This window comes from Streptococcus sp. 1621 (genome assembly GCF_013276615.1).
GTDB lineage: Bacteria > Bacillota > Bacilli > Lactobacillales > Streptococcaceae > Streptococcus.
In genome coordinates this window covers 1-23212 of the sequence record NZ_VMLJ01000002.1, presented here as the reverse complement: position 1 = coordinate 23212, position 23212 = coordinate 1, and the positions used below count along the sequence as shown (strand labels likewise).

At 40.4% G+C, this 23212-nt stretch carries 23 protein-coding genes; 17 read left to right on the top strand and 6 right to left on the bottom strand.

The features are described from left to right. Positions 1 to 421 precede the first annotated feature (421 nt). Entirely contained in the window at positions 422 to 751 is a 330-nt protein-coding gene (locus HT697_RS00410; RefSeq protein ID WP_166736718.1) for a helicase BlpT, read from the bottom strand. Between the two features lie 167 nt (positions 752 to 918). Between HT697_RS00410 and HT697_RS00405 the strand changes: the two genes are divergently transcribed. After that, positions 919 to 1461: a DUF177 domain-containing protein gene (locus tag HT697_RS00405; RefSeq protein ID WP_166736717.1), complete on the top strand. Its 543-nt coding sequence runs from the start codon at positions 919 to 921 to the stop codon at positions 1459 to 1461. After that, positions 1461 to 2090, top strand: a complete 630-nt coding sequence (gene nth / locus HT697_RS00400; RefSeq protein ID WP_000244443.1) for an endonuclease III — start codon at positions 1461 to 1463, stop codon at positions 2088 to 2090. The genes HT697_RS00405 and nth overlap by 1 nt, the downstream gene beginning before the upstream one ends. Positions 2091 to 2119: 29 nt before the next feature. Here nth and HT697_RS10415 read toward each other — a convergent pair whose 3' ends face one another. Continuing rightward, complete coding sequence (locus tag HT697_RS10415) at positions 2120 to 2254, bottom strand: hypothetical protein (protein WP_275689832.1); 135 nt, start codon at positions 2252 to 2254, stop codon at positions 2120 to 2122. Positions 2255 to 2300: 46 nt separating this feature from the next. Between HT697_RS10415 and pyrR the strand changes: the two genes are divergently transcribed. The 4 genes from pyrR to carB all read left to right on the top strand — a co-directional run bounded on the left by pyrR (position 2301) and on the right by carB (position 8381). Then, on the top strand, positions 2301 to 2822 hold the full coding sequence (gene pyrR, locus HT697_RS00395; RefSeq protein ID WP_000850023.1) for a bifunctional pyr operon transcriptional regulator/uracil phosphoribosyltransferase PyrR: 522 nt from the start codon (positions 2301 to 2303) through the stop codon (positions 2820 to 2822). Between the two features lie 18 nt (positions 2823 to 2840). Further along, complete coding sequence (locus HT697_RS00390) at positions 2841 to 3764, top strand: aspartate carbamoyltransferase catalytic subunit (protein ID WP_166736716.1); 924 nt, start codon at positions 2841 to 2843, stop codon at positions 3762 to 3764. Between the two features lie 49 nt (positions 3765 to 3813). Next, positions 3814 to 4893 (top strand): carbamoyl phosphate synthase small subunit, encoded by a 1080-nt coding sequence (locus HT697_RS00385; protein WP_000166853.1) that lies wholly within the window; start codon positions 3814 to 3816, stop codon positions 4891 to 4893. Positions 4894 to 5204: 311 nt separating this feature from the next. Then, entirely contained in the window at positions 5205 to 8381 is a 3177-nt protein-coding gene (gene carB, locus HT697_RS00380; RefSeq protein WP_166736715.1) for a carbamoyl-phosphate synthase large subunit, read from the top strand. A gap of 278 nt (positions 8382 to 8659) precedes the next feature. Here carB and HT697_RS00375 read toward each other — a convergent pair whose 3' ends face one another. Genes HT697_RS00375 through tacF form a run of 3 tightly spaced genes read right to left on the bottom strand, consistent with a single transcriptional unit; the run spans position 8660 to position 11771 of the window. Beyond that, entirely contained in the window at positions 8660 to 9469 is an 810-nt protein-coding gene (locus HT697_RS00375; protein WP_050278221.1) for a phosphorylcholine transferase LicD, read from the bottom strand. 1 nt (position 9470) lies between these two features. After that, positions 9471 to 10274 carry a phosphorylcholine transferase LicD gene (locus tag HT697_RS00370; RefSeq protein WP_166736714.1) on the bottom strand — a complete coding sequence of 268 codons (804 nt, stop codon included), beginning with the start codon at positions 10272 to 10274 and terminating at the stop codon, positions 9471 to 9473. A 9-nt stretch (positions 10275 to 10283) separates the two neighbouring features. Next, a complete protein-coding gene (gene tacF, locus HT697_RS00365) occupies positions 10284 to 11771 on the bottom strand; it encodes a type IV teichoic acid flippase TacF (protein WP_166736713.1) in 1488 nt (495 codons plus the stop codon). Between the two features lie 440 nt (positions 11772 to 12211). Here tacF and HT697_RS00360 point away from each other — a divergent pair, with 440 nt between their 5' ends. From HT697_RS00360 to HT697_RS00340, 5 genes are read left to right on the top strand one after another with little or no spacing between them, the layout of a single operon-like run. Beyond that, the gene (locus tag HT697_RS00360; RefSeq protein WP_173261675.1) at positions 12212 to 12919 is read left to right on the top strand and encodes a 2-C-methyl-D-erythritol 4-phosphate cytidylyltransferase; all 708 of its coding nucleotides are present in this window, start codon (positions 12212 to 12214) and stop codon (positions 12917 to 12919) included. Positions 12920 to 12923: 4 nt separating this feature from the next. Continuing rightward, on the top strand, positions 12924 to 13946 hold the full coding sequence (locus tag HT697_RS00355; protein WP_049524202.1) for a ribitol-5-phosphate dehydrogenase: 1023 nt from the start codon (positions 12924 to 12926) through the stop codon (positions 13944 to 13946). A gap of 16 nt (positions 13947 to 13962) precedes the next feature. After that, positions 13963 to 14832, top strand: a complete 870-nt coding sequence (locus HT697_RS00350; RefSeq protein ID WP_173261672.1) for a phosphotransferase — start codon at positions 13963 to 13965, stop codon at positions 14830 to 14832. Then, the gene (locus HT697_RS00345) at positions 14822 to 15700 is read left to right on the top strand and encodes a DMT family transporter (RefSeq protein ID WP_173261669.1); all 879 of its coding nucleotides are present in this window, start codon (positions 14822 to 14824) and stop codon (positions 15698 to 15700) included. Before HT697_RS00350 ends, HT697_RS00345 begins: the two co-directional genes overlap by 11 nt. An 11-nt stretch (positions 15701 to 15711) precedes the next feature. Further along, entirely contained in the window at positions 15712 to 16401 is a 690-nt protein-coding gene (locus tag HT697_RS00340; RefSeq protein ID WP_000643959.1) for a sugar phosphate nucleotidyltransferase, read from the top strand. A gap of 241 nt (positions 16402 to 16642) precedes the next feature. Here HT697_RS00340 and HT697_RS00335 read toward each other — a convergent pair whose 3' ends face one another. Further along, complete coding sequence (locus HT697_RS00335) at positions 16643 to 17281, bottom strand: hypothetical protein (protein ID WP_173261666.1); 639 nt, start codon at positions 17279 to 17281, stop codon at positions 16643 to 16645. 438 nt (positions 17282 to 17719) lie between these two features. Here HT697_RS00335 and HT697_RS00330 point away from each other — a divergent pair, with 438 nt between their 5' ends. The 6 genes from HT697_RS00330 to HT697_RS10190 form a co-directional block, all read left to right on the top strand. Further along, positions 17720 to 18178: a DUF4231 domain-containing protein gene (locus HT697_RS00330; RefSeq protein ID WP_173261663.1), complete on the top strand. Its 459-nt coding sequence runs from the start codon at positions 17720 to 17722 to the stop codon at positions 18176 to 18178. 12 nt (positions 18179 to 18190) lie between these two features. After that, positions 18191 to 18799: a hypothetical protein gene (locus tag HT697_RS00325; protein WP_173261660.1), complete on the top strand. Its 609-nt coding sequence runs from the start codon at positions 18191 to 18193 to the stop codon at positions 18797 to 18799. Then, positions 18792 to 19202: a hypothetical protein gene (locus HT697_RS00320; RefSeq protein WP_000595751.1), complete on the top strand. Its 411-nt coding sequence runs from the start codon at positions 18792 to 18794 to the stop codon at positions 19200 to 19202. The genes HT697_RS00325 and HT697_RS00320 overlap by 8 nt, the downstream gene beginning before the upstream one ends. Positions 19203 to 19212: 10 nt before the next feature. After that, the gene (gene ply, locus HT697_RS00315; protein WP_173261657.1) at positions 19213 to 20628 is read left to right on the top strand and encodes a cholesterol-dependent cytolysin pneumolysin; all 1416 of its coding nucleotides are present in this window, start codon (positions 19213 to 19215) and stop codon (positions 20626 to 20628) included. A gap of 9 nt (positions 20629 to 20637) precedes the next feature. Beyond that, a complete protein-coding gene (locus HT697_RS00310; RefSeq protein ID WP_101514457.1) occupies positions 20638 to 21384 on the top strand; it encodes a peptidoglycan recognition family protein in 747 nt (248 codons plus the stop codon). Positions 21385 to 21403: 19 nt separating this feature from the next. Beyond that, positions 21404 to 23212 (top strand): YSIRK-type signal peptide-containing protein (locus HT697_RS10190; protein WP_240149826.1); only part of this gene is annotated, 1809 nt, incomplete at its 3' end.

Below are 23212 nucleotides of genomic sequence, written 5' to 3'. Positions count from 1 at the left end.
TTGCCCTTTCTAGAATATCAATAGTGCATAACAAAAAGCTCTACTTTATCTAGTAGAGCCAATGTCTATGTCAAAAAAACTCTATTAATACTCTTCGAAAATCTCTTCAAACCACGTCAGCGTCGCCTTACCGTATAGATATATGTAACTGACTTCGTCAGTCTTATCTACAACCTCAAAGCAGTGCTTTGAGCAATCTGCGGCTAGCTTCCTAGTTTGCTCTTTGATTTTCATTGAGTATAAAATGCCAGAAAAAGAGCATAAAAGAGCACACAAAAAGAGACAAAAACAAGATCTACTAAATAAAGGTTCTTTATTTGATAGACTTAGTTGTTCATGTCTCCCTTACCTCCTAGTATTGGTACCTCTATCCTATACCTTTCAGGATATTTTGTCAACAGAAAACTGGAAATTCTAATCTCTAGAATCCAAAAACAGGTCCATAAAGAGTCAGTACGTGTTTGACATGTTCGTAATGAAATTTGTCGTAGTTTCGCCAAGCAGTGCGTGCTTGGTCGTTCAGTTTTAGGCTACCAAGTCCAATCAGCAGACTGGTACGTTGGTAAAATTTCTCAAGATCGATTAAGATACTGTTGTCCAACTTTTCCGCTTTTTTGAGCTCTTGCAGAGTAGTATTTAGCAGCTCTTGCAGTCGAATATCATCTGCCGTACCCTGTTTGCAGCTTTGGAAACTTTTATTTAACTCGGATAGGAGTTGGGTTGCATTAGTAATGAGTTCTTTGTCTTTCATGTGAGTATCCTCCTTGATCTGATGTATTATTGCCTATAGTATAGCACTAAAAAATAAAAACATCATAGTAAATATGTTAAAAAATCGAATTTTAATTACAAGTTTGGTATGCTGATTTGTAGCCTTTTCATGGTATAATCAAGAGAGTAAAACTTTATGGAGGAAGTATGAAATTAAATATTCAAGAAATTCGTAAGCAGTCTGAAGGCTTGCATTTTGAACAAACGTTAGATCTAGTTACTGACCTGCGTGCACGTAATCAAGAAATTTTAGATGTAAAAGATATCCTTGCAGTTGGGAAAGTACAGTACGAAGACCGTATGTATTTCTTAGATTATCAACTATCTTATACCATTGTTCTTGCTTCAAGTCGCAGTATGGAACCAGTTGAGTTAGTTGAATCTTATCCAGTCACGGAAGTTTTCATGGAAGGCGCAACTAACCAGCTAGATCAAGAAGTTCTAGATGATGATTTGGTCTTGCCTATCGAAAATGGGGAACTTGACCTTGCTGAGAGCGTGTCAGACAATATCCTACTAAACATTCCTATCAAGGTCTTGACGGCTGAAGAAGAGGCTGGTCAAGGATTTGTGTCAGGAAATGACTGGCAAATCATGACAGAGGAAGAATATCAGGCGCAACAAGCAGTTAAGAAAGAAGAAAACAGTCCTTTTGCTGGCTTACAAGGACTATTTGATGGAGACGAATAATGGTCTTGTCAAAAAAACGCGCACGAAAGGTGCTAGAAGAAATCATTGCTCTTTTTCCAGATGCTAAGCCTAGTCTTGATTTTACCAATCATTTTGAACTCTTGGTTGCGGTCATGTTATCAGCTCAGACGACGGATGCAGCGGTAAATAAGGCCACACCAGGTCTATTTGCTGCATTTCCAACGCCACAAGCCATGTCTGTTGCAACAGAAAGTGAGATTGCTTCACACATTTCTCGCCTGGGACTGTATCGAAATAAGGCTAAATTCCTTAAAAAATGTGCCCAACAGTTACTAGATGATTTTGATGGTCAAGTCCCTCAGACACGTGAGGAATTGGAGAGTTTGGCAGGTGTTGGTCGCAAGACAGCCAATGTTGTCATGAGTGTGGGCTTTGGGATTCCAGCCTTTGCAGTGGATACTCACGTGGAGCGTATTTGCAAACACCATGATATCGTCAAAAAATCAGCGACACCACTTGAGGTGGAAAAGCGGGTCATGGATATCTTGCCACCTGAGCAGTGGTTAGCAGCTCATCAGGCCATGATTTATTTTGGAAGAGCCATTTGTCATCCTAAAAATCCAGAGTGTGACCAGTACCCACAGTTATATGATTTTAGCAATTTATAAGATGGGGTTTCAAAAGTTTTTGCTTGATTTTAAGCATGCTTTGTGCTATAGTAGTTGATAACTAAATATTCCTTTAAACCTGTCCCGTGAGGCAGGCAAGGAGCGTGATAAAGTAGAAGGGTGAAGTCTATACTGTTTGCAGTAGGGCTCGCTTGGCTGTACATTTCAAGTCTCCTTGTTTAAGGAGACTTTTCTTTTTGGAGGTTTGTCATGAAGACAAAAGAAGTTGTAGACGAATTGACCGTCAAACGAGCGATTACGCGTATTACTTATGAGATTATCGAACGCAACAAAGATTTGAATAAAATCGTCTTGGCTGGTATTAAAACTCGCGGTGTCTTTATCGCCCACCGAATCCAAGAACGTTTGGAACAGCTAGAAAATCTTTCAGTTCCTGTTGTGGAATTGGATACTAAACCCTTCCGTGATGATGTTAAAAGTGGAGAAGATACTTCTTTGGTTTCTGTTGATGTGACAGACCGTGAAGTTATCTTGGTGGACGATGTGCTTTATACAGGCCGTACCATCCGTGCTGCTATTGATAATATTGTCGGTCATGGTCGTCCTGCGCGCGTGAGTTTAGCAGTTCTCGTCGATCGTGGGCATAGAGAATTGCCAATCCGTCCAGATTACGTTGGAAAAAATATCCCAACCAGTCGTTCTGAAGAAATCATCGTGGAGATGGCAGAACTTGATGGCCAAGACAGAGTTCTGATTACTGAAGAAGCTTAGAAAGCTAAAGGAGTAGCCATGTCAGAAAATCAACAAGCATTGAACCATGTGGTGTCCATGGAAGACCTCACTGTCGATCAAGTCATGAAATTGATCAAGCGAGGAATTGAGTTTAAAAACGGAGCTCAGCTTCCTTATGAAGACCATCCGATTGTTTCTAATCTTTTCTTTGAGGATTCTACACGGACGCATAAGTCCTTTGAAGTGGCAGAGATTAAACTGGGGCTGGAACGACTTGACTTTGATGTGAAGACCAGCTCGGTCAATAAGGGTGAAACACTTTATGATACTATCTTGACTCTGTCTGCTTTAGGAGTGGATGTCTGTGTGATTCGTCACCCAGAAGTCGACTACTACAGAGAGTTGATTGCTAGTCCGACGATTACGACTTCCATCATCAATGGTGGAGATGGTTCGGGACAACACCCTAGCCAGAGCTTACTTGATTTGATGACTATTTATGAGGAATTTGGTCACTTTGAGGGCCTTAAGGTTGCGATTGCAGGTGACTTGGACCACTCACGCGTTGCCAAATCCAATATGCAGATTTTGAAACGCTTGGGAGCTGAACTTTACTTTGCTGGACCTGAGGAATGGAGAAGTCAAGAGTTTGCAGGCTATGGACAGTTTGTAACTATTGATGAAATCATTGATCAGGTGGATGTCATGATGTTTCTCCGTGTGCAACATGAACGCCATGATAGTGGAGCTGTCTTTTCAAAAGAAGACTACCATGCCCAACATGGCTTGACTCAAGAACGTTATGACCGTTTGAAAGAAACAGCAATCCTCATGCACCCAGCTCCGGTGAACCGTGATGTGGAAATCGCAGATCACTTGGTTGAAGCACCAAAATCACGGATTGTCCAACAAATGACCAATGGTGTCTTTGTTCGAATGGCAATCTTAGAATCCGTACTGGCGAGTAGAAACGCCAACTAAAACACAAGACGTTAAAAGACGCCAGTGAGCGTCCACGAGAGGTGAAAATATGACAAAAAGACTTCTAGTATTAGAAGATGGCACAGTTTTTGAAGGCAAGGCCTTCGGAGCAGATATTGATGTAACAGGCGAAATCGTCTTTAATACAGGGATGACTGGCTACCAAGAATCCATTACAGACCAGTCTTATAATGGACAAATCTTGACCTTTACTTATCCTTTGGTAGGAAATTATGGAATTAACCGTGATGATTACGAATCCATTATTCCAACTTGTAAGGGAGTTGTTGTTTTCGAAGAAGCACGTAGAGCTAGTAACTGGCGCAACCAAATGACCTTGGATGAATTTTTGAAAGCCAAGAAAATTCCGGGTATTTCAGGGATTGATACACGTGCTCTTACCAAGATTATCCGTAAGCATGGTACTATGCGTGCAACCTTGACCCATGTTGGGGACAGTATGGACCATGTGACGGACCAGCTCCAAGCAACAGTCTTGCCGACAGACAATATCAAGCAGGTTTCTACTAAAACTTCGTATCCAGCTCCAGGAGTTGGTTTGAGCGTAGTGCTAGTGGACTTTGGTCTCAAGCACTCAATCTTACGTGAACTCTCTAAGCGCAACTGTAACGTGACAGTCGTTCCTTATTCAACAACGGCTGAAGAAATTCTCCATCTCAACCCTGACGGAGTTATGTTGTCAAATGGACCGGGAAATCCAGAAGATGTTCCCCAAGCACTGGATATGATTCGCGGTGTGCAAGGGAAAATTCCAATTTTCGGTATTTGTATGGGGCACCAACTCTTTGCCATGGCAAACGGTGCTAAGACCTATAAGATGAAATTTGGACACCGTGGATTTAACCACGCGGTACGTGAAATTGCTACAGGACGTGTAGACTTTACTAGCCAGAACCATGGTTATGCGGTCAGCCGTGAGGACTTGCCAGAGCACTTGATCATTACCCACGAAGAAATCAATGATAAGTCAGTGGAAGGTGTGCGTCACCGATACCAACCTGCTTTCTCTGTTCAATACCATCCAGATGCAGCCCCTGGTCCACACGACGCTAGCTACCTATTTGACGAGTTTATCGAGATGATGGAAGCTTTTAAACAATCAAACTAAGAACGAGTAAAAGCTCGTCGGAGAATTTATGTAACTGAACACGGACGGAAAGCTCGGAATTTAGAGAAACCAACTTGGATTGTTAATCCTTCTTTAGTTTCCTAAAATTCAATCGCTTTCTATTCGTCCTTTGTATCTTATTTAATGTCGCTCTGTGAGGCGACGAATAGAAAGGAGAAGATACATTGTTCGCGGAAGTGAACACGCCCTAAGAACTGTGTGAAAAAGATAAACATCGTCTTGGCGCTAAAGGCGTCTGCACCGAGTTTCCTATTTTCACTGTGTTCTTTACGGGCTTTGTATCATAAACTATGCCTAAACGTACTGATATTCAAAAAATTATGGTGATTGGTTCTGGTCCGATTATTATTGGTCAGGCTGCTGAGTTTGACTACGCTGGAACCCAGGCTTGCTTGTCGTTGAAAGAGGAAGGTTATAAGGTTGTTTTGGTTAACTCAAACCCTGCAACTATCATGACGGACAAGGAAATTGCTGACAAGGTTTACATCGAACCGATTACACTTGAGTTTGTAACGCGTATTCTTCGTAAGGAGCGTCCAGATGCCTTGCTACCAACACTCGGTGGTCAGACAGGTCTCAACATGGCCATGGAATTATCTAAAAATGGTATCCTAGATGAGCTTGGTGTTGAACTTCTGGGTACTAAACTATCTGCCATTGATCAAGCGGAGGACCGTGACCTCTTTAAACAATTGATGGAAGAGCTCAACCAACCAATTCCAGAATCTGAAATTGTCAACACAGTCGAAGAAGCTGTTGCCTTTGCAGCGACAATTGGCTACCCAGTCATCGTTCGTCCAGCCTTCACTCTTGGTGGTACTGGTGGTGGTATGTGTGCTAACGAGGAAGAATTGCGTGAAATCGCTGAAAATGGTTTGAAATTGTCACCTGTCACCCAATGTTTGATTGAGCGTTCAATCGCAGGTTTCAAGGAAATCGAATACGAAGTCATGCGTGACTCAGCTGACAATGCTTTGGTTGTTTGTAACATGGAAAACTTTGACCCAGTTGGGATTCACACAGGAGATTCCATTGTATTCGCCCCTGCCCAAACCATGTCAGATTATGAAAACCAAATGCTTCGTGACGCGAGCTTGAGCATTATTCGTGCCCTCAAGATTGAAGGTGGATGTAACGTTCAGCTAGCTCTTGATCCCCACAGCTTTAAGTACTATGTTATAGAAGTAAACCCCCGTGTATCGCGTTCGTCAGCCCTTGCTTCTAAGGCGACAGGATATCCGATTGCTAAGTTGGCTGCCAAGATTGCAGTCGGTTTGACCTTGGATGAGGTTATAAACCCAGTCACTGGTTCAACCTATGCCATGTTTGAACCAGCCCTTGACTACGTTGTTGCCAAAATCCCACGTTTCCCATTTGACAAGTTTGAAAAAGGTGAGCGCCGTCTTGGTACCCAGATGAAGGCGACTGGAGAAGTCATGGCGATTGGTCGTAACATCGAGGAATCTCTCCTTAAAGCTTGTCGTTCCCTTGAAATTGGGGTGCACCACAATGAAATGCCTGAACTTGCAGCAGTTTCTGATGATGCCTTGATTGAAAAAGTAGTCAAAGCCCAGGATGACCGTCTCTTCTATGTATCAGAAGCCATTCGCCGCGGTTATACACCAGAAGAAATTGCTGAATTGACTAAGATTGATATCTTCTATCTTGATAAACTCTTGCATATCTTTGAAATTGAGCAAGAATTAGGTGCCCATCCACAGGATCTTGAAGTTTTGAAAACTGCAAAATTGAATGGATTTTCAGACCGTAAGATTGCTGAGCTCTGGAAAACGACTGCTGATCAAGTTCGCCAGCTTCGTTTGGAAAACAAGATTATTCCAGTTTATAAGATGGTCGATACTTGTGCGGCAGAATTTGACTCTGAAACACCATACTTCTATTCAACCTATGGATGGGAAAATGAATCTATCAAGTCTGATAAGGAATCCGTTCTAGTTCTAGGTTCTGGTCCAATTCGTATCGGTCAAGGGGTCGAGTTTGACTACGCAACTGTTCACTCGGTTAAGGCTATTCAGGCAGCTGGTTATGAAGCCATCATCATGAACTCAAACCCAGAGACCGTTTCTACAGACTTCTCGGTATCAGATAAGCTTTACTTTGAGCCATTGACATTCGAAGATGTTATGAATGTCATTGACTTGGAGCAACCAAAGGGCGTCATCGTTCAGTTTGGTGGTCAAACAGCTATCAACCTTGCGGAGCCATTGGCAAAAGCAGGTGTGACCATCCTTGGTACGCAAGTTTCTGACCTAGACCGCGCCGAAGACCGTGACCTCTTCGAGCAAGCTCTTAAAGATTTGGATATTCCACAGCCACCAGGACAAACGGCTACCAATGAAGAAGAAGCAGTTCTTGCGGCTCGCAAGATTGGCTTCCCAGTTCTTGTCCGCCCATCTTATGTACTTGGTGGACGTGCCATGGAAATCGTTGAAAACGAAGAAGACCTTCGTTCTTACATGCGAACTGCTGTTAAGGCTAGTCCAGATCACCCAGTTCTTGTTGACTCTTACATCGTTGGGCAAGAGTGCGAAGTTGATGCCATCTCAGACGGGGAAAATGTTCTCATCCCTGGTATTATGGAGCATATCGAACGTGCTGGTGTCCATTCAGGTGACTCAATGGCCGTATATCCTCCACAAACCTTGTCGCAAAAGGTGCAGGAAACCATTGCAGACTACACTAAACGCCTAGCAATTGGTCTTAACTGCCTTGGAATGATGAACATCCAGTTTGTTATCAAGGATGAAAAAGTTTACGTTATTGAGGTCAATCCACGTGCCAGCCGTACGGTGCCATTCCTTTCTAAGGTGACCAATATTCCTATGGCTCAAGTAGCGACCAAGCTCATTCTTGGTCAAAACCTTGAAGAACTTGGCTACCAAGATGGACTTTATCCTGAAAGTACTCGCGTTCACATCAAGGCACCTGTCTTCTCCTTTACCAAACTAGCTAAGGTAGACAGCTTACTTGGTCCTGAAATGAAGTCAACAGGTGAAGTTATGGGTTCTGATGCTACTTTGGAAAAAGCTCTTTATAAGGCCTTTGAAGCTTCTTACTTACACTTGCCAACCTTTGGTAACGTTGTATTTACCATCGCTGATGATGCCAAAGAAGAAGCCTTGGACTTGGCTCATCGTTTCCAAAATATTGGCTATGGAATCCTCGCGACAGAAGGGACAGCAGCCTTCTTTGCTAGTCATGGTCTGCAAGCTCAACCAGTTGGTAAGATTGGTGATGACGATAAGGATATTCCAAGTTTTGTTCGCAAAGGAAGAATTCAAGCTATCATTAATACAGTAGGAACTAAACGAACTGCTGATGAAGATGGTGAGCAGATTCGCCGTTCAGCTATTGAACATGGAGTGCCCCTCTTCACAGCTCTAGATACAGCTAACGCCATGCTCAAAGTATTGGAAAGCCGTAGTTTTGTCACAGAAGCAATTTAATACTCAATTAAAATCAAAGAGCAAACTAGGAAACTAGTCGCAGGCTGTACTTGAGTATGGCAAGGCGACATTGACACGGTTTGAAGAGATTTTCGAAGAGTATAAATAGGAAAATAAGTTGGACAAAAGGTCTTTAAGAAGATAAGGAAAACGCATAATATCAGGTGTTGAATGAAAACCTTGATATTATGCGTTTTGTTGTGGGGGACTTACTTCATTTTTTCCTGCAATTGAGTTTTTTCCAAGTCTCACTCAATACTTTGTATAATTGCCCTTAATCAGTTTTTGCGATAAGCTTTAATACTGTGACTATACCACTCTTGCATTTCCTTTGATGGTGGTGTCATATAATCCCCATACATCTGAGTTAAAAATTGGTCATATTTTTTTGGAACTGGTAACATACGACCTTCAAACTCAGTTAAGATGAGTTCTTTAAAGGTATCAACTGGGAAGACTTCTTTCATTCCTTCCTTACCGATCCCAACTCCTCCTTCATATTGAGGAGTGCTGGTTGCAGCATTTTTGATTAGCTGATCAATTTTCTTGTAAAAGTAACGGGGATTGACCACTCGGAGGGCGTACCAGCTACATAATCTTAGAAAATCTTTTAATTTGCTGTCACCGTGAACTGCGCGTGATTTTTTGATATAAGCTAGTTGACGAAGGGCTACATACTTATAACTCTTGTCTACAATGCTCAAGTCTGTAAAGCGATCAATTGGGAAGACATCGATAAAGAGACTGGTGTCATGACGCTTGTACTTAACATGGTCTTCGATAACAGTAGAAGTATCCAAAATCGATGCGAAATTATGGAAGTACCAAGAAGAAGTGTCGTAGGAGAGAACCTTATAGCGAGGGTGATTTTCTTCTTCAATAATCTTCAGTAAACGCTCATAATCCTCACGATAAAGGGAAATATCAATATCATCATCCCAAGGAATCATGCCTTTGTGGCGGATGGCTCCAAGCATGGTTCCATAACTGAGAAAATAAGGAATATCATGTTTCTTACAAGTCTCATCAATATAGTCTAGCAGGGCTAGTTGAATTTCTTTAATTTCTTTTTTTTCTAAATATTGCATCCTAATCCTCCAATTTATAAGCGTGAAATTCATGACTGTAGAAGCGTTTTTCTTCTGGTGGTAGGGTCATATAATCTCCATAAAATTGTGTCAAAATAGTATCATATTTTTCAGGTGCGGGAAGGCTTAAATTCTCAAAGGGCAAATCGATTGTTTTATCAAAAGTACCACTTGGGAAGACTTCCTTTTCCTTAAATTTAGAAGGGATAAAAGCCATATACTGCCCATTCTCACGGCTATATTTTTGAATTTCTTTCTCGATTTTATTTGCGAAATAACGAGGAGAAACCGGTCGAAGGAGCAACCAAAAGACTGTTCGTATCCAATCTTTTAAAAGGCTATCCTTATAGACAATATTTTTATGTTTACTGAAAGACAGAAGTTTGAAGCTTTCCAGTTTATAACAAGTATCAATGACCTTAGGATCATCAAAGCGATCCATAGGGAAAATGTCGATAAAGACACCAGACTCATAGGTTTTCGTATTTCGAGTATCAATAATTTTAGTCGTACTGTCGGTTATTTTGATAAAGTTGTTAAAGTAGTTTTTATCCGTTTCTAAGGAAAGGAGCTTATACTTGCTTTTTTCCTTTTGAAAAATGTTTATAAATCGTTGGTAATCTTCTCGAGGCATTGACAAATCAATATCGTCGTCCCAAGGAATAAAGCCCTGATGTCGAACTGCCCCAATCAGAGTACCGTAGTTAATAATATAGTTGATATTGTGCTTTTTGCAGAGAGTATCAATATAATCCAAAATTTCTAATTCAATTTGTTTGGCATCTTCAATGGTTAGTTGTTTCATTTTATACTCCTATGATCTTTTGAATCTATTTTTTAAGGCTAGGACATGGTTTAAAAATTCATAGAAAATGCTATCTTTTGTGAAGACGAGTAGACCAATATAAGAGATGGCTGATAGCAAGACAATCAAACCAGTATTCATCAAAAATGGTAAATTAATGATCATATCCACAGGATACAAGAAATTAATCAGGAAATAAATTCCTACAAAGGAAAGTGAAAAGAGCGAGTATCGAACAGTATAGCTAAAGATATGTCCTAAGTGAATAAGTTGTTTCCTATGGATGAAAATGATATAGAAAACAAGTAGAGAGGCCTCTGATAGCATAGTTGTCAGTAAGTAGTATTCAGGAGCCACGATATGGTTGAAAAAGAGGAGACTATTTAAGCCCAAATTGAGTAGCCCAGCAAAGACTGTGTAAACTGTGATACGTTTTTCATAGCCATTTGTAAAGAGAATTTGGGAACCAAGAATGGTATCTAGTGCCAGGATAATCGTACGAAAAGCGAAGAGAGAGGTCAAGATGCCACCTCCGATATATTTTTCACTACCGTAAAGTAGGATGGCATTTGGTCCTAGAACCATGAGTCCAAAACTCAGTGGAATGATAAAGAAGTTAAAGATTCGACTACCTCTATTAACCAAGGAAACATAGGCTTCCTTGTCTCCTTTCCCCAGATAGTAACTGAGACGAGGCACACTAACTCCAATTGCACCTGTTACCACACCAGCTATAACGGTCACAATTCGCTGAGCCATGGTATAGTAACTAACGTTGACATCAATCCCTGTTTTAACGAGGAAGAGACGGTCCAAAAATGTGAAGAGCATATTGGCATTGGCAAAGACCAACATGGCTGTTAAAGGGAGAAAGAGCGGTTTAAAATCACTTAGGTGGATTTTAACAAGCTTAATGTCTCTTTTAATCCAAAAATAACTAATCAGATAGTTAATCAGCGTCGATAAACTCATCACGAGTGTGTAGACAACAATATCGTGTTCATTTTTGACAAACAGGAAAATAGATACCAGCATCAGGATACGGATGAAGGCAGTCTTGTAAAAAAGAAAACTGTAATTTTCCAGAGCTTCATTGACCCACTCGATTGAAAAAATCTGGGCAATGAGTTGAATCCCCATAACAAGGTAGACTTTTTTGACGATTGGATTATCTGTAAAGAAGAGAGGATAGGCTAGGATATAGACAGCGGTGGTCAAAATCGTACAAGCTATGCACAAATAAAAAAGACTAGAGAAGGTTCTATTCAGATCTTTTTTGTTATCCTTGACATTACTGATGGCCCGTAAACCGTAGTTATAGACTCCATAAGTTGCAAAGGGTAAGAAAAATGACAAAATTGTGTCGACTGAGTTGAAGTAACCATAGTCAGTTCGGTCCAAGACACGCGCGACGTAGGTCCCAGTTAGGATGGGAAAAATAATATTCAAGACACGAATTCCCATATAAGATAGAGCATTTAATTTTATACTTTTCATTCAATTTACCTCGTTTTTCATTATATCATAAAGTCAGCTAATAAGAAATGAAGGGCAGTAATACTCTTCGAAAATCAAATTCAAACCACGTCAGCGTCGCCTTACCGTACTCAAGTACAGCTTACGGCTAGCTTCCTAGTTTGCTTTTTGATTTTCATTGAGTATAAGTCAAGTAATCACTTTGAAGTTTCAAAGCTTAATTTTAAGTTTTCTTTAAGGAAAGTATATTATTCTGAAGGACTCTAAAATTTCACAGCCATTTATTGGTAATGACGACAGAATTCCTAGTCATTACTAGAAATGGACTAGTTTCTTTGAATAATAGAACTCCTTAATCCTCCTATTCTAGAACGGGAGGGCCGGTATTTCTTTCATGATAGGACTAGATTGTGGTATAATAGAGAGAATAAGTTTTTTTAGTAAGACAAAGGAGAAAATAGATGATTTATGCAGGAATTCTTGCTGGTGGAACTGGCACACGCATGGGAATCAGTAACTTGCCAAAACAATTTTTAGAGCTAGGTGATCGACCTATTTTGATTCATACAATTGAAAAATTTGTCTTGGAACCAAGTATTGAAAAAATTGTAGTTGGGGTTCATGGAGACTGGGTTTCTCATGCAGAAGATCTTGTAGATAAATATCTTCCTCTTCATAAGGAACGTATCATCATTACAAAGGGTGGTGCTGACCGCAATACAAGTATTGAGAAAATCATTGAAGCCATTGATGCTTATCGTCCGCTTACTCCAGAGGATATCGTTGTTACCCACGATTCTGTTCGTCCATTTATTACACTTCGCATGATTCAGGACAATATCCAACTTGCCCAAAATCATGACGCAGTGGACACAGTGGTAGAAGCGGTTGATACTATCGTTGAAAGTATCAATGGTCAATTCATCACAGATATTCCAAATCGTGCTCACCTTTATCAAGGACAAACACCTCAAACATTCCGTTGCAAGGACTTTATGGACCTTTACGGTTCTCTCTCTGCTGAAGAGAAGGAAATCTTGACAGATGCATGTAAAATCTTTGTGATTAAAGGAAAAGATGTGGCCTTGGCCAAAGGTGAATACTCAAATCTGAAGATTACAACCGTAACAGATTTGAAGATTGCAAAAAGTATGATTGAGAAAGACTAGTAAAATGATTAATCAAATTTATCAACTAACTAAGCCTAAGTTTATCAATGTCAAATATCAGGAAGAGGCTATTGACCAAGAGAATCATATCCTCATCCGCCCTAATTATATGGCGGTCTGTCATGCGGATCAGCGTTACTACCAAGGAAAACGTGATCCAAAGATTTTGAATAAAAAACTTCCAATGGCAATGATTCACGAGTCATGTGGAACCGTTATTTCTGACCCGACAGGAACCTACGAGGTTGGGCAAAAAGTTGTCATGATTCCCAATCATCCTCCTATGCAGAGTGATGAAGAATTCTATGAGAACTACATGACAGGGACTCATTTCTTGTCTAGTGGATTTGATGGCTTTATGAGAGAGTTTGTTTCTCTTCCTAAAGATCGTGTGGTGGCTTATGATGCTATTGAAGATACGGTTGCAGCCATTACAGAGTTTGTCAGTGTTGGCATGCATGCCATGAATCGCTTATTGACCCTTGCTCATAGCAAGCGGGACCGAATCGCCGTTATCGGAGATGGAAGTTTAGCTTTTGTAGTTGCTAATATTATAAATTATACTTTGCCAGAAGCAGAGATTGTGGTTATTGGTCGTCATTGGGAAAAGTTGGAACTTTTCTCATTTGCCAAAGAATGCTATATTACGGATAATATTCCTGAAGATTTGGCCTTTGACCATGCTTTTGAGTGTTGTGGTGGTAATGGTACTGGACCGGCTATAAATGACCTGATTCGCTACATTCGTCCTCAGGGAACGATTCTCATGATGGGCGTTAGCGAGTATAAAGTCAATCTCAATACACGCGATGCCTTAGAAAAAGGCTTGCTCTTGGTTGGTTCCTCTCGTTCTGGTCGCATTGATTTTGAAAATGCTATCCAAATGATGGAAGTCAAGAAATTTGCCAATCGTCTTAAAAATATCCTTTATTTAGAAGAACCTGTAAGAGAAATTAAAGATATTCACCGTGTCTTTGCGACCGATTTAAACACAGCCTTTAAAACCGTGTTTAAGTGGGAAGTATAAGTGCTGGAGGTTAATTGTGGAGAAAATCATTAAAGAAAAAATTTCTTCCCTACTTAGTCAAGAAGAGGAAGTCCTCAGTGTTGAACAACTGGGGGGAATGACCAATCAAAACTATTTGGCCAAAACAACAAATAAGCAATACATTGTTAAATTCTTTGGTAAAGGGACAGAAAAACTGATCAATCGTCAAGATGAAAAGTACAATCTTGAACTACTTAAAGATTTAGACCTAGATGTAAAAAATTATCTTTTTGATATTGAAGCTGGTATCAAAGTAAATGAGTATATCGAATCTGCTATTACGCTTGATTCAAGGTCAATCAAGACCAAATTTGATAAAATTGCTCCAATATTACAAACTATTCATGCTTCTGGCAAGGAATTAAGAGGAGAATTTGCTCCTTTTGAAGAAATCAAAAAATACGAATCTTTGATTGAGGAAAAAATCCCTTATGCCAACTATGAAGCGGTTCGAGAAGAAGTCTTCGCCTTAGAGAAAAGACTGGCTGACTTAGGTGTTGACAGAAAATCTTGTCATATCGATTTGGTGCCTGAAAACTTTATCGAATCACCTCAAGGACGACTTTATCTGATTGACTGGGAATATTCATCAATGAACGATCCAATGTGGGATTTGGCTGCTCTCTTTTTAGAGTCTGAATTCACTCCTCAAGAGGAAGAAGACTTTTTGTCTTACTATGAGAGTGAGCAAACACCTGTCTCTCGTGAAAAGATTGCCATTTATAAAATTTTGCAAGATGCTATTTGGAGTCTATGGACAGTCTACAAAGAAGAGCAAGGTGCAGATTTTGGTGACTATGGTGTGAGTCGTTACCAAAGAGCTGTTAAAGGTCTAGCTTATTATGGAGGTTCAGATGAAAAATAAAAATGGAGTTTCTTTTGGTCTACTCTCAGGTATTTTCTGGGGGTTGGGTCTAACGATTAGTGCTTATATCTTTTCGATTTTTACAGATTTGTCACCCTTTGTGGTGGCTGCAGCTCATGATTTCTTGAGCATCTTTATCTTACTAGCTTTTCTCTTGGTAAAAGAAGGAAAAGTTCGTCTCTCAATTTTCTTAAATATTCGCAATGTTAGTGTTATCATCGGAGCCTTATTAGCAGGCCCTATCGGTATGCAGGCCAATCTTTATGCAGTTAAGTATATCGGAAGTTCCTTGGCTTCATCTGTATCTGCTATCTATCCTGCGATTTCAGTTTTATTGGCTTTCTTCTTTTTGAAGCACAAGATTTCAAAAAATACTGTGTTTGGGATTGTCTTGATTATTGGAGGGATTATTGCTCAGACCTATAAGGTTGAACAGGTTAATTCTTTCTACATTGGGATTCTTTGTGCTTTAGTTTGTGCCATTGCATGGGGAAGTGAGAGTGTTCTTAGCTCCTTTGCCATGGAAAGTGAATTGAGTGAAATCGAAGCCCTCTTAATCCGTCAAGTAACTTCATTCTTGTCCTATCTTGTGATTGTGCTCTTTTCTCATCAGTCATTTACCGCAGTAGCCAATGGACAATTGCTAGGTCTCATGATTGTCTTTGCAGCCTTTGATATGATTTCCTACTTGGCTTATTATATCGCTATCAATCGCTTGCAACCAGCCAAGGCTACAGGATTGAACGTGAGTTATGTAGTTTGGACTGTCTTGTTTGCAGTTGTTTTCTTGGGTACACCGCTAGATATGCTGACAATTATTACGTCACTTGTCGTCATTGCTGGAGTTTATATTATTATTAAAGAATAAAGGAGATTCGTGTGAAAGCCATTATCTTAGCAGCGGGATTGGGAACTCGCTTGCGTCCTATGACTGAAAATACCCCTAAAGCCTTGGTTCAGGTTAATCAAAAACCTTTGATTGAATACCAAATTGAGTTTCTAAAAGAAAAAGGGATCCATGACATCATCATCATCGTTGGTTACCTTAAAGAACAATTCGATTATTTAAAAGAGAAATACGGAGTTCGACTCGTTTTCAATGATAAATACGCTGACTACAATAACTTTTACTCTCTCTATCTTGTAAAAGAAGAATTGGCCAACAGCTATGTTATTGATGCTGACAATTATCTTTTTAAAAATATGTTCCGCAATGATTTGACTCGTTCGACTTATTTTAGTGTTTATCGTGAAGATTGTACCAACGAATGGTTCTTGGTCTATGGAGACGACTACAAGGTTCAAGATATTACTGTTGATAGCAAGGCTGGTCGTATCCTTAGTGGTGTATCCTTCTGGGATGCTCCAACTGCAGAAAAGATTGTCAGCTTTATCGACAAGGCTTATGCAAGTGGTGAATTTGTTGATCTCTACTGGGATAATATGGTTAAGGATAATATCAAAGAGCTAGATGTCTATGTTGAAGAATTAGAAGGCAATAGCATCTATGAGATCGATAGTGTCCAAGACTATCATAAATTAGAAGAAATTCTTAAAAACGAAAATTAAAGATTTTGTATGTGAGTTATAGTCTCGATAAAAATAGTTACATCAAAATGAAATAGGAATTGGGCGAATCAATTGGGGAAGTCAAATTAATGTGTTCGTATCCTATTTCAATCTATTATACAAGAAAAGTGCAAATAAAAAATCTCCAGATTAGGAACCGTCAGTGAGTTCTCTAGTTTGGAGATTTTTCAATATACTTCGTTATTGGACGGTTACAATTGAGTGTTATCTAGCTTCCGGCTCATTTATTTGTTGATTTAGCCCCATCCCTATCCAGCGGATATGTCGGTGTAATGGAATCCCTAGACAGAGGCGAAACTAAGTCCTTATTTAGTACTCGATCTGTTCCTTGTTGAACATAAGCCACGATAAGACGTAGCGGTTTATCGCCTATGGATTGCTTTTTATACTGAGTCGGATATAATACTGATGTTCCATCTGCTCCTACTAGCCCCCATGCAACGATGTCATAACCTTCTGCTGAGGTTTCAATTCCACCAAAATTTTCATTATGTCCACCTTGAACCAAATACATTTTCAATTGAGAGCCTTGCGGAATATTAGAACTAGAGAATCCATTTGGTGGAGTAGGAATTTTCCCCTTAACTATAGGTTTTTCTCCTGCTTTTCCCTCTACATCTTGTTGAGCAGTCTTTCCTGGATTTAGTGGAGATTCATCAAATTCTGGTTTTGGTAGTTGATACAGAACCTCTTGAATCTTACTAGACACGTGACCGCTTCCTTCAGTTACTGTTAAGGTTGTATTGTATAGCCCATAGAGATTTTTAGGAGACTGACCGGTAATAGTTAAAACAGCTCGTTTTCCATTACTATCAATTCTTGTTTTGATTGTAGCCCAAGTTTTACCGTCCTTACCCACCGTTGGGAACCCTGATAAAAATTAGTTTGAATTTCTCAACTAATTTTATTCAGTTACTACTTTATTATGCTATAAAAAATCAAACGCTCCCTTCTCATGATGGCAAAAACAAGCATGTAATAAAAAATTAATAATTCTGACATTTTAAGATACAGAGCTTGCCATCATTGATAAAATCAGCTACCATGAGTAAGTAAGTAAGTAAGTAAGTAAGTAAGTAAGTAAGTAAGTAAGTAAGTAAGTTTTTTTGTCCCGATTATGATATAATGATTAAATCAGGTGAATTTTGCTAGTAGGAGAAGCGATATTTTGCCACTAGATATAAACATGAGACTTCCTTTCCAAAATAACATGACAACATTATTAATATTTGCTAAACCTACTAGACAGTTATCCTAGTTTTTTGAATAGAATGAATAGATAAAAGGGGTTACGAACATGACGCCAGAAGAAATGTATCTGACAGATCGATTGGATGTACAGATAGCTTATTTTTTAAAGAAAAGCGTTCAACATCGTAGACGCTATAAGGTATTAAAAATAACAGAAATCGTGGCAGGTTTTCTCATAGCTGTTTTTTGTGCTATTCCTATGCCAGGTGATCGCTACCGTTTGATTTCGGTTGCCTTGTCCAGTTTAGGTTTGCTGTGTGAGGGGATTCTCAATTTGTATAATGCCAAGGAACACTGGATTTCTTACCAAAAGACTGCGCAACTCCTGGAGAGAGAAAAATTCCTCTATCAATGTCAAACGGAGAAATATGCAGGAAAAACCAAGGCTTTTGCCCTATTTGTCAAGACATGCGAAGGTCTTATCTCAGAGGAAATCAACCAGTGGGAAAGTATCCAGTCAAAAGAAGTGGCAGCTAGTGCAGATGCTCCAGAGAAAAAAGAGTAGGAGGTGGAGGAAATGTATCAATCCAGCTACCTATTGCCCTTGCTCTGGTTAAAAAAAGAAGCCTATAAAGAAGAGATGAGCGCGACTCAGTGCCAGATATTTTTCTTTTACTATCAACTGTTTGAACTCTTATTTGCTAGAGAAAGCGACTTGAGAGACTTATGTCTGGGAAGGCAAGGTTTTTATTTCTCGCAGTTAGAGAAAGATTTGCTTTCTGGAGTTTCCCACTTTCTAAAAAACTTGGAGGGAAAAGGGACTCTCAAGGCTAACCAAGAAGTATCAGCTCGTAAAGCCCTTTTTCTAGCCTTGACAACTAGCCAGTCAGATTGGCAAGAGTTAGCTCCTGTTTTTGATTTTTATCAGACTATCGGGAGGCTTGAACATCCTTCTCTCTTGAGTTCTCAGGACAGACAATATCTGATGTGGATTTACCAGTCAGCTTTGGAGAAGGATTATAGTGTCAAGGTAATTGGCGACAAGCATTTTGTATTGAAGAGACAAGATGTTACTAAATTGACAGGGCGCCAAACTCAAACTTTGGAAGCACTGAGTCAATCAGAAGACTTGGTCAATCCTGTCTATGTTACATTAGGAGAAAAGGGGGTGCTCTTGCTTGATTAAGAGAGGAGATGTTGTAGCTCTTTATTTGCCTTTTCCAAGTATTAGTAGCGATTTGGCTGTGAAGAATCATATGTATATTTGTATTGACAACAGCATGACTAAAAACAAAGAGTTGGTTAAAAATCAGACCTTCAAACCAGCTCTCTTGACCAGACGTTTGGTCAAGAACTTTATGATAGAAGAGCCGGATTTAGCTCGTAATCCTTTTACAAGACCAACTTTGATTGACTTAGATAAGGTATTTATGTTGGATAATACGGTCATTCCGACTTCTTATCTAGCCAGACGGCGACGCAATGTCTCAGAAGAATTGTACGAGGAAATTTTGGATCACTTAGTCCAACCACGGCTGATTTCGCTGAACAAGTCTGAGTTTATGCAACTCAATCCAGGAACTTATTAGGAGGTAGAAGATGACAAATAAAGCAGTAAATGACTTTATACTAGCTATGGATTATGATAAAAAGAAACTCTTGACCCATCAGGGAGAAAGTATTGAAAATCGTTTCATTAAAGAGGGGAATCAGCTACCCGATGAGTTTGTTGTTATCGAAAGAAAGAAGCGGAGCTTGTCGACAAATACAAGTGATATTTCTGTAACAGCTACCAACGACAGTCGTCTCTATCCTGGAGCGCTTCTCGTAGTGGATGAGACCTTGTTAGAGAATAATCCCACTCTTCTTGCGGTCGATCGTGCTCCGATGACTTATAGTATTGATTTGCCTGGTTTGGCAAGTAGTGATAGCTTTCTCCAAGTGGAAGATCCCAGCAATTCAAGTGTTCGCGGAGCAGTAAACGATTTGTTGGCCAAGTGGCATCAAGACTATGGTCAGGTCAATAATGTCCCAGCTAGAATGCAGTATGAAAAAATTACGGCTCACAGCATGGAACAACTCAAGGTCAAGTTTGGTTCTGACTTTGAAAAGACAGGGAATTCTCTTGATATTGATTTTAACTCTGTCCATTCGGGCGAAAAGCAAATTCAGATTGTTAATTTTAAACAGATTTATTATACAGTCAGCGTAGATGCTGTTAAAAATCCAGGAGATGTATTTCAAGATACTGTAACGGTAGAGGATTTGAGGCAGAGAGGAATTTCTGCCGATCGTCCTTTGGTCTATATTTCGAGTGTTGCTTATGGGCGTCAAGTCTATCTCAAGTTGGAAACCACGAGTAAGAGTGATGAAGTAGAGGCTGCTTTTGAAGCTTTGATAAAAGGAGTCAAGGTAGCTCCTCAGACAGAGTGGAAACAGATTTTGGACAATACAGAAGTGAAGGCGGTTATTTTAGGGGGCGACCCGAGTTCGGGTGCCCGAGTTGTAACAGGCAAGGTGGATATGGTAGAGGACTTGATTCAAGAAGGCAGTCGCTTTACAGCCGATCATCCAGGCTTGCCGATTTCCTATACAACTTCTTTTTTACGGGACAATGTAGTTGCGACCTTTCAAAACAGTACAGACTATGTTGAGACTAAGGTGACAGCTTACAGAAACGGAGATTTACTCTTGGATCATAGTGGTGCCTATGTTGCCCAATATTACATTACTTGGGATGAATTATCCTATGATTATCAAGGTAAAGAAGTTTTGACTCCTAAGGCTTGGGACAGAAATGGGCAGGATTTGACGGCTCATTTTACCACTAGTATTCCTTTAAAAGGGAATGTTCGCAATCTCTCTATCAAAATTAGAGAGTGTACCGGACTTGCTTGGGAATGGTGGCGTACGGTTTATGAAAAAACCGATTTGCCACTAGTGCGTAAGCGGACGATTTCTATTTGGGGAACGACTCTTTATCCTCAGGTAGAGGATAAGGTAGAAAATGACTAGGAGAGAAGAATGTTTGCGACAAAAAGAGTGAATGGCGATTTGTTTTCAGGACTTATCACAGATGTGGATGAGGAAATCATGAATAGCGATCAAAATCGCCTTGATATTGATACTATTGTCATCCACCATAATGGTGGGCTGAGTGATGAGGGGGCTAGAAGTACTTGGTATGTCTCTACAGGTCATGGCACATCTGCTCACTATCAGGTGACTCCTGATAAGATATGGGGGTGTGTTGGTGAAGAGAGCGTTGCCTATCATGCTGGCAACTATGAAGTCAATCAGCGTTCGATTGGTATTGAACACTTAAATAACCGTGGGGAACCTGACTGGACTATTGCAGAGGAAACCTACTGGAACTCAGCACGTTTGATTGCAGATATTTGTGATCGTTATAATTTGCCAATCAATCGTGAGACCATCCATCCTCACCAGGAATTTACTGCTACAGATTGCCCTGGGGGGATTGATCTAAATCGACTCATCCAGATGGCGGCTGAGATTCATGCTGGCGATAGTTTCCAAGTCTCAAAAGAGGAACAGCCTCGAGATGGGAATGGAGAGTATCTAGTGCGTGTGGTAGATGATGATCTCTACATCCGAACAGGCCCAGGTCTGGCTTATCCTGACCAAGGTTTTTGTCCTCTTGGGACTTTTACCATCATGCAGGTAGAAGAAGCAGATGGCTATACTTGGGGCTTGTTGAAGTCGGGTAGGGGCTGGATCGCACTAGACTATACAGAAGAAATCAAATAGAAAAAGGAAGGAAGAATGAATGAAACTAAAAAGTAAAGAAGAGCGCAAAGGGGAAAAGGTTTTTCGTTACTCAATAAGGAAGTACCACTTTGGTGCTGCCAGCGTTGCCGTTGCTGCGCTGATGTTTTTTGCCAACGGGACAGTACAGGCACAAACACCTGACATTTCTCCAGCGACAGAGAGTGGAACGACTAGAACCAGCGACCTTGTAAGCGATTCCTCGGGGGGGGTATCTGAAGAGCTAAGTGAAAAAACTCCTGATACGGACCCAAGTCAGCAAGAGCAATCTAGCCAAGGTAATCAAAAGCCTCAAGAAGCATCAGATGAAAACAAGTCTCTAGTAAAAGATAGCGAAGAAGGCAAGGGAGAAAAGCAAGCAGAAGAAGCAAGTCGTCCTACTGTAGATAAGTCACTTGCTCAGTCTGCACAAACCAGTCTGCAAGCTCTGCTTACCAATCTGACACTGGACTCCATGAAAGAACTTCACGCTCGTGTAGAAGCAGGTCTAGCACAAGCTAAAGCTGTTCTTGAAAATCCAAACTCCAGTCAAGAGGAAGTAAATGCCCAAGTTCAAGCCCTGAAATCCTTGACTGAGGAAGTCAACAAGGCTTTGGCTGGTGGACTCACATCTCCAGCTGAGCTTGGAGAAGGAAGTGGTGCGACTCAGAGTGAAGCAAGCCCAACTCCCAGACGGGGGCGAGGTCGTAGGGGACCACTAACTCCTCCTGCAATACCAGCACCAGTAGAAAATCAAGAAACCAAGGAAACAGCGGAGGAAGCTACAGACTACACAAATGGTCAGGGTAGCTATCCTCTATCGGATAAAATCCATAAACTCCTCCAAGAACTGAAGACCAGCACTGAAAATCCAGAACAAGTCCAAAAACTAAAAGAGGCTTACGATAAACTCAATGAAGCATTACAGACGAAAGAAGATGGACTTGTTGACCAGGAGGTTTTTAATGCTGCACTTGAGGAGTATAAAAAGGCAACCCAATTAAAGAATGGTGTGGAAAAAGGTATCAGCGATAGTCCTAAATCTAGGAAAGCGAGAGCAAGCTCATCTCTGAGAGTTGGAAAAGTTAGACCTGGTAGAGATGAGTATTCCAACTATCCTGAGGATACTATTGGAGACTACAAACTCCAAGGTTATGGTGTAAGCTTTAAGGCGATGTCAGATGGGAAAACGATTCGAGAAATTAGCATTACAGGAATTGAGGGTTTAAATCTAACTGTATCCAAATCTGGCGAAGGAACTTCTGTAGCTCGTCTGAAACTAACAGGAGACATTCCTAGAACCGAGTTCGGTGTCAGAAAATATACAGTTAAGGCTGTGGATAGTTCGGGACATGAACAAATATATCAGGGAGTCTTCCGTTTTCCTATTCCAAAAGCTAGTTTTATTACAACAAATAAGCAACTTGAGGGCAAGGCAGGAACTATTCCTCAGGACCCAACTTACCAGGATGTAACTAAGTATATTCAAGCTAAGCTTCCTGGTCCAGTAAATCAAAAAAATGTACCAGACGGAGCCGAAATACGTGTCTATCTAGTGAGAGGAGGAAGAAATTACGATGGATACGATGTGCAAATCCCACATGCAAGAGGATTTCAGAAGATTTCAGATGGACTCCCAAATAGTCAAGGAGTGGTAACTTTTACTCCTGATAGATTCAAAAAATACGGTGTAGATAAATTAGGAACAGATGAGCTTAAACTAGTGGCTATGATTGTACGCTCAGGTACGGATACACCACTAGATGGAGAGGGAGCTATATCGTTGCTGTCTGATACTGCTATCCGTGCGACAGTTGATAAGAGCGACTTG

Bases quoted from the DNA above. Each gene is read 5' to 3' on its own strand.
- HT697_RS00410 (WP_166736718.1), bottom strand. From the start codon at position 751: ATGAAAGACAAAGAACTCATTACTAATGCAACCCAACTCCTATCCGAG.
- HT697_RS00405 (WP_166736717.1), top strand. From the start codon at position 919: ATGAAATTAAATATTCAAGAAATTCGTAAGCAGTCTGAAGGCTTGCAT.
- nth (WP_000244443.1), top strand. From the start codon at position 1,461: ATGGTCTTGTCAAAAAAACGCGCACGAAAGGTGCTAGAAGAAATCATT.
- HT697_RS10415 (WP_275689832.1), bottom strand. From the start codon at position 2,254: ATGTACAGCCAAGCGAGCCCTACTGCAAACAGTATAGACTTCACCCTT.
- pyrR (WP_000850023.1), top strand. From the start codon at position 2,301: ATGAAGACAAAAGAAGTTGTAGACGAATTGACCGTCAAACGAGCGATT.
- HT697_RS00390 (WP_166736716.1), top strand. From the start codon at position 2,841: ATGTCAGAAAATCAACAAGCATTGAACCATGTGGTGTCCATGGAAGAC.
- HT697_RS00385 (WP_000166853.1), top strand. From the start codon at position 3,814: ATGACAAAAAGACTTCTAGTATTAGAAGATGGCACAGTTTTTGAAGGC.
- carB (WP_166736715.1), top strand. From the start codon at position 5,205: ATGCCTAAACGTACTGATATTCAAAAAATTATGGTGATTGGTTCTGGT.
- HT697_RS00375 (WP_050278221.1), bottom strand. From the start codon at position 9,469: ATGCAATATTTAGAAAAAAAAGAAATTAAAGAAATTCAACTAGCCCTG.
- HT697_RS00370 (WP_166736714.1), bottom strand. From the start codon at position 10,274: ATGAAACAACTAACCATTGAAGATGCCAAACAAATTGAATTAGAAATT.
- tacF (WP_166736713.1), bottom strand. From the start codon at position 11,771: ATGAAAAGTATAAAATTAAATGCTCTATCTTATATGGGAATTCGTGTC.
- HT697_RS00360 (WP_173261675.1), top strand. From the start codon at position 12,212: ATGATTTATGCAGGAATTCTTGCTGGTGGAACTGGCACACGCATGGGA.
- HT697_RS00355 (WP_049524202.1), top strand. From the start codon at position 12,924: ATGATTAATCAAATTTATCAACTAACTAAGCCTAAGTTTATCAATGTC.
- HT697_RS00345 (WP_173261669.1), top strand. From the start codon at position 14,822: ATGAAAAATAAAAATGGAGTTTCTTTTGGTCTACTCTCAGGTATTTTC.
- HT697_RS00330 (WP_173261663.1), top strand. From the start codon at position 17,720: ATGACGCCAGAAGAAATGTATCTGACAGATCGATTGGATGTACAGATA.
- HT697_RS00325 (WP_173261660.1), top strand. From the start codon at position 18,191: ATGTATCAATCCAGCTACCTATTGCCCTTGCTCTGGTTAAAAAAAGAA.
- ply (WP_173261657.1), top strand. From the start codon at position 19,213: ATGACAAATAAAGCAGTAAATGACTTTATACTAGCTATGGATTATGAT.
- HT697_RS00310 (WP_101514457.1), top strand. From the start codon at position 20,638: ATGTTTGCGACAAAAAGAGTGAATGGCGATTTGTTTTCAGGACTTATC.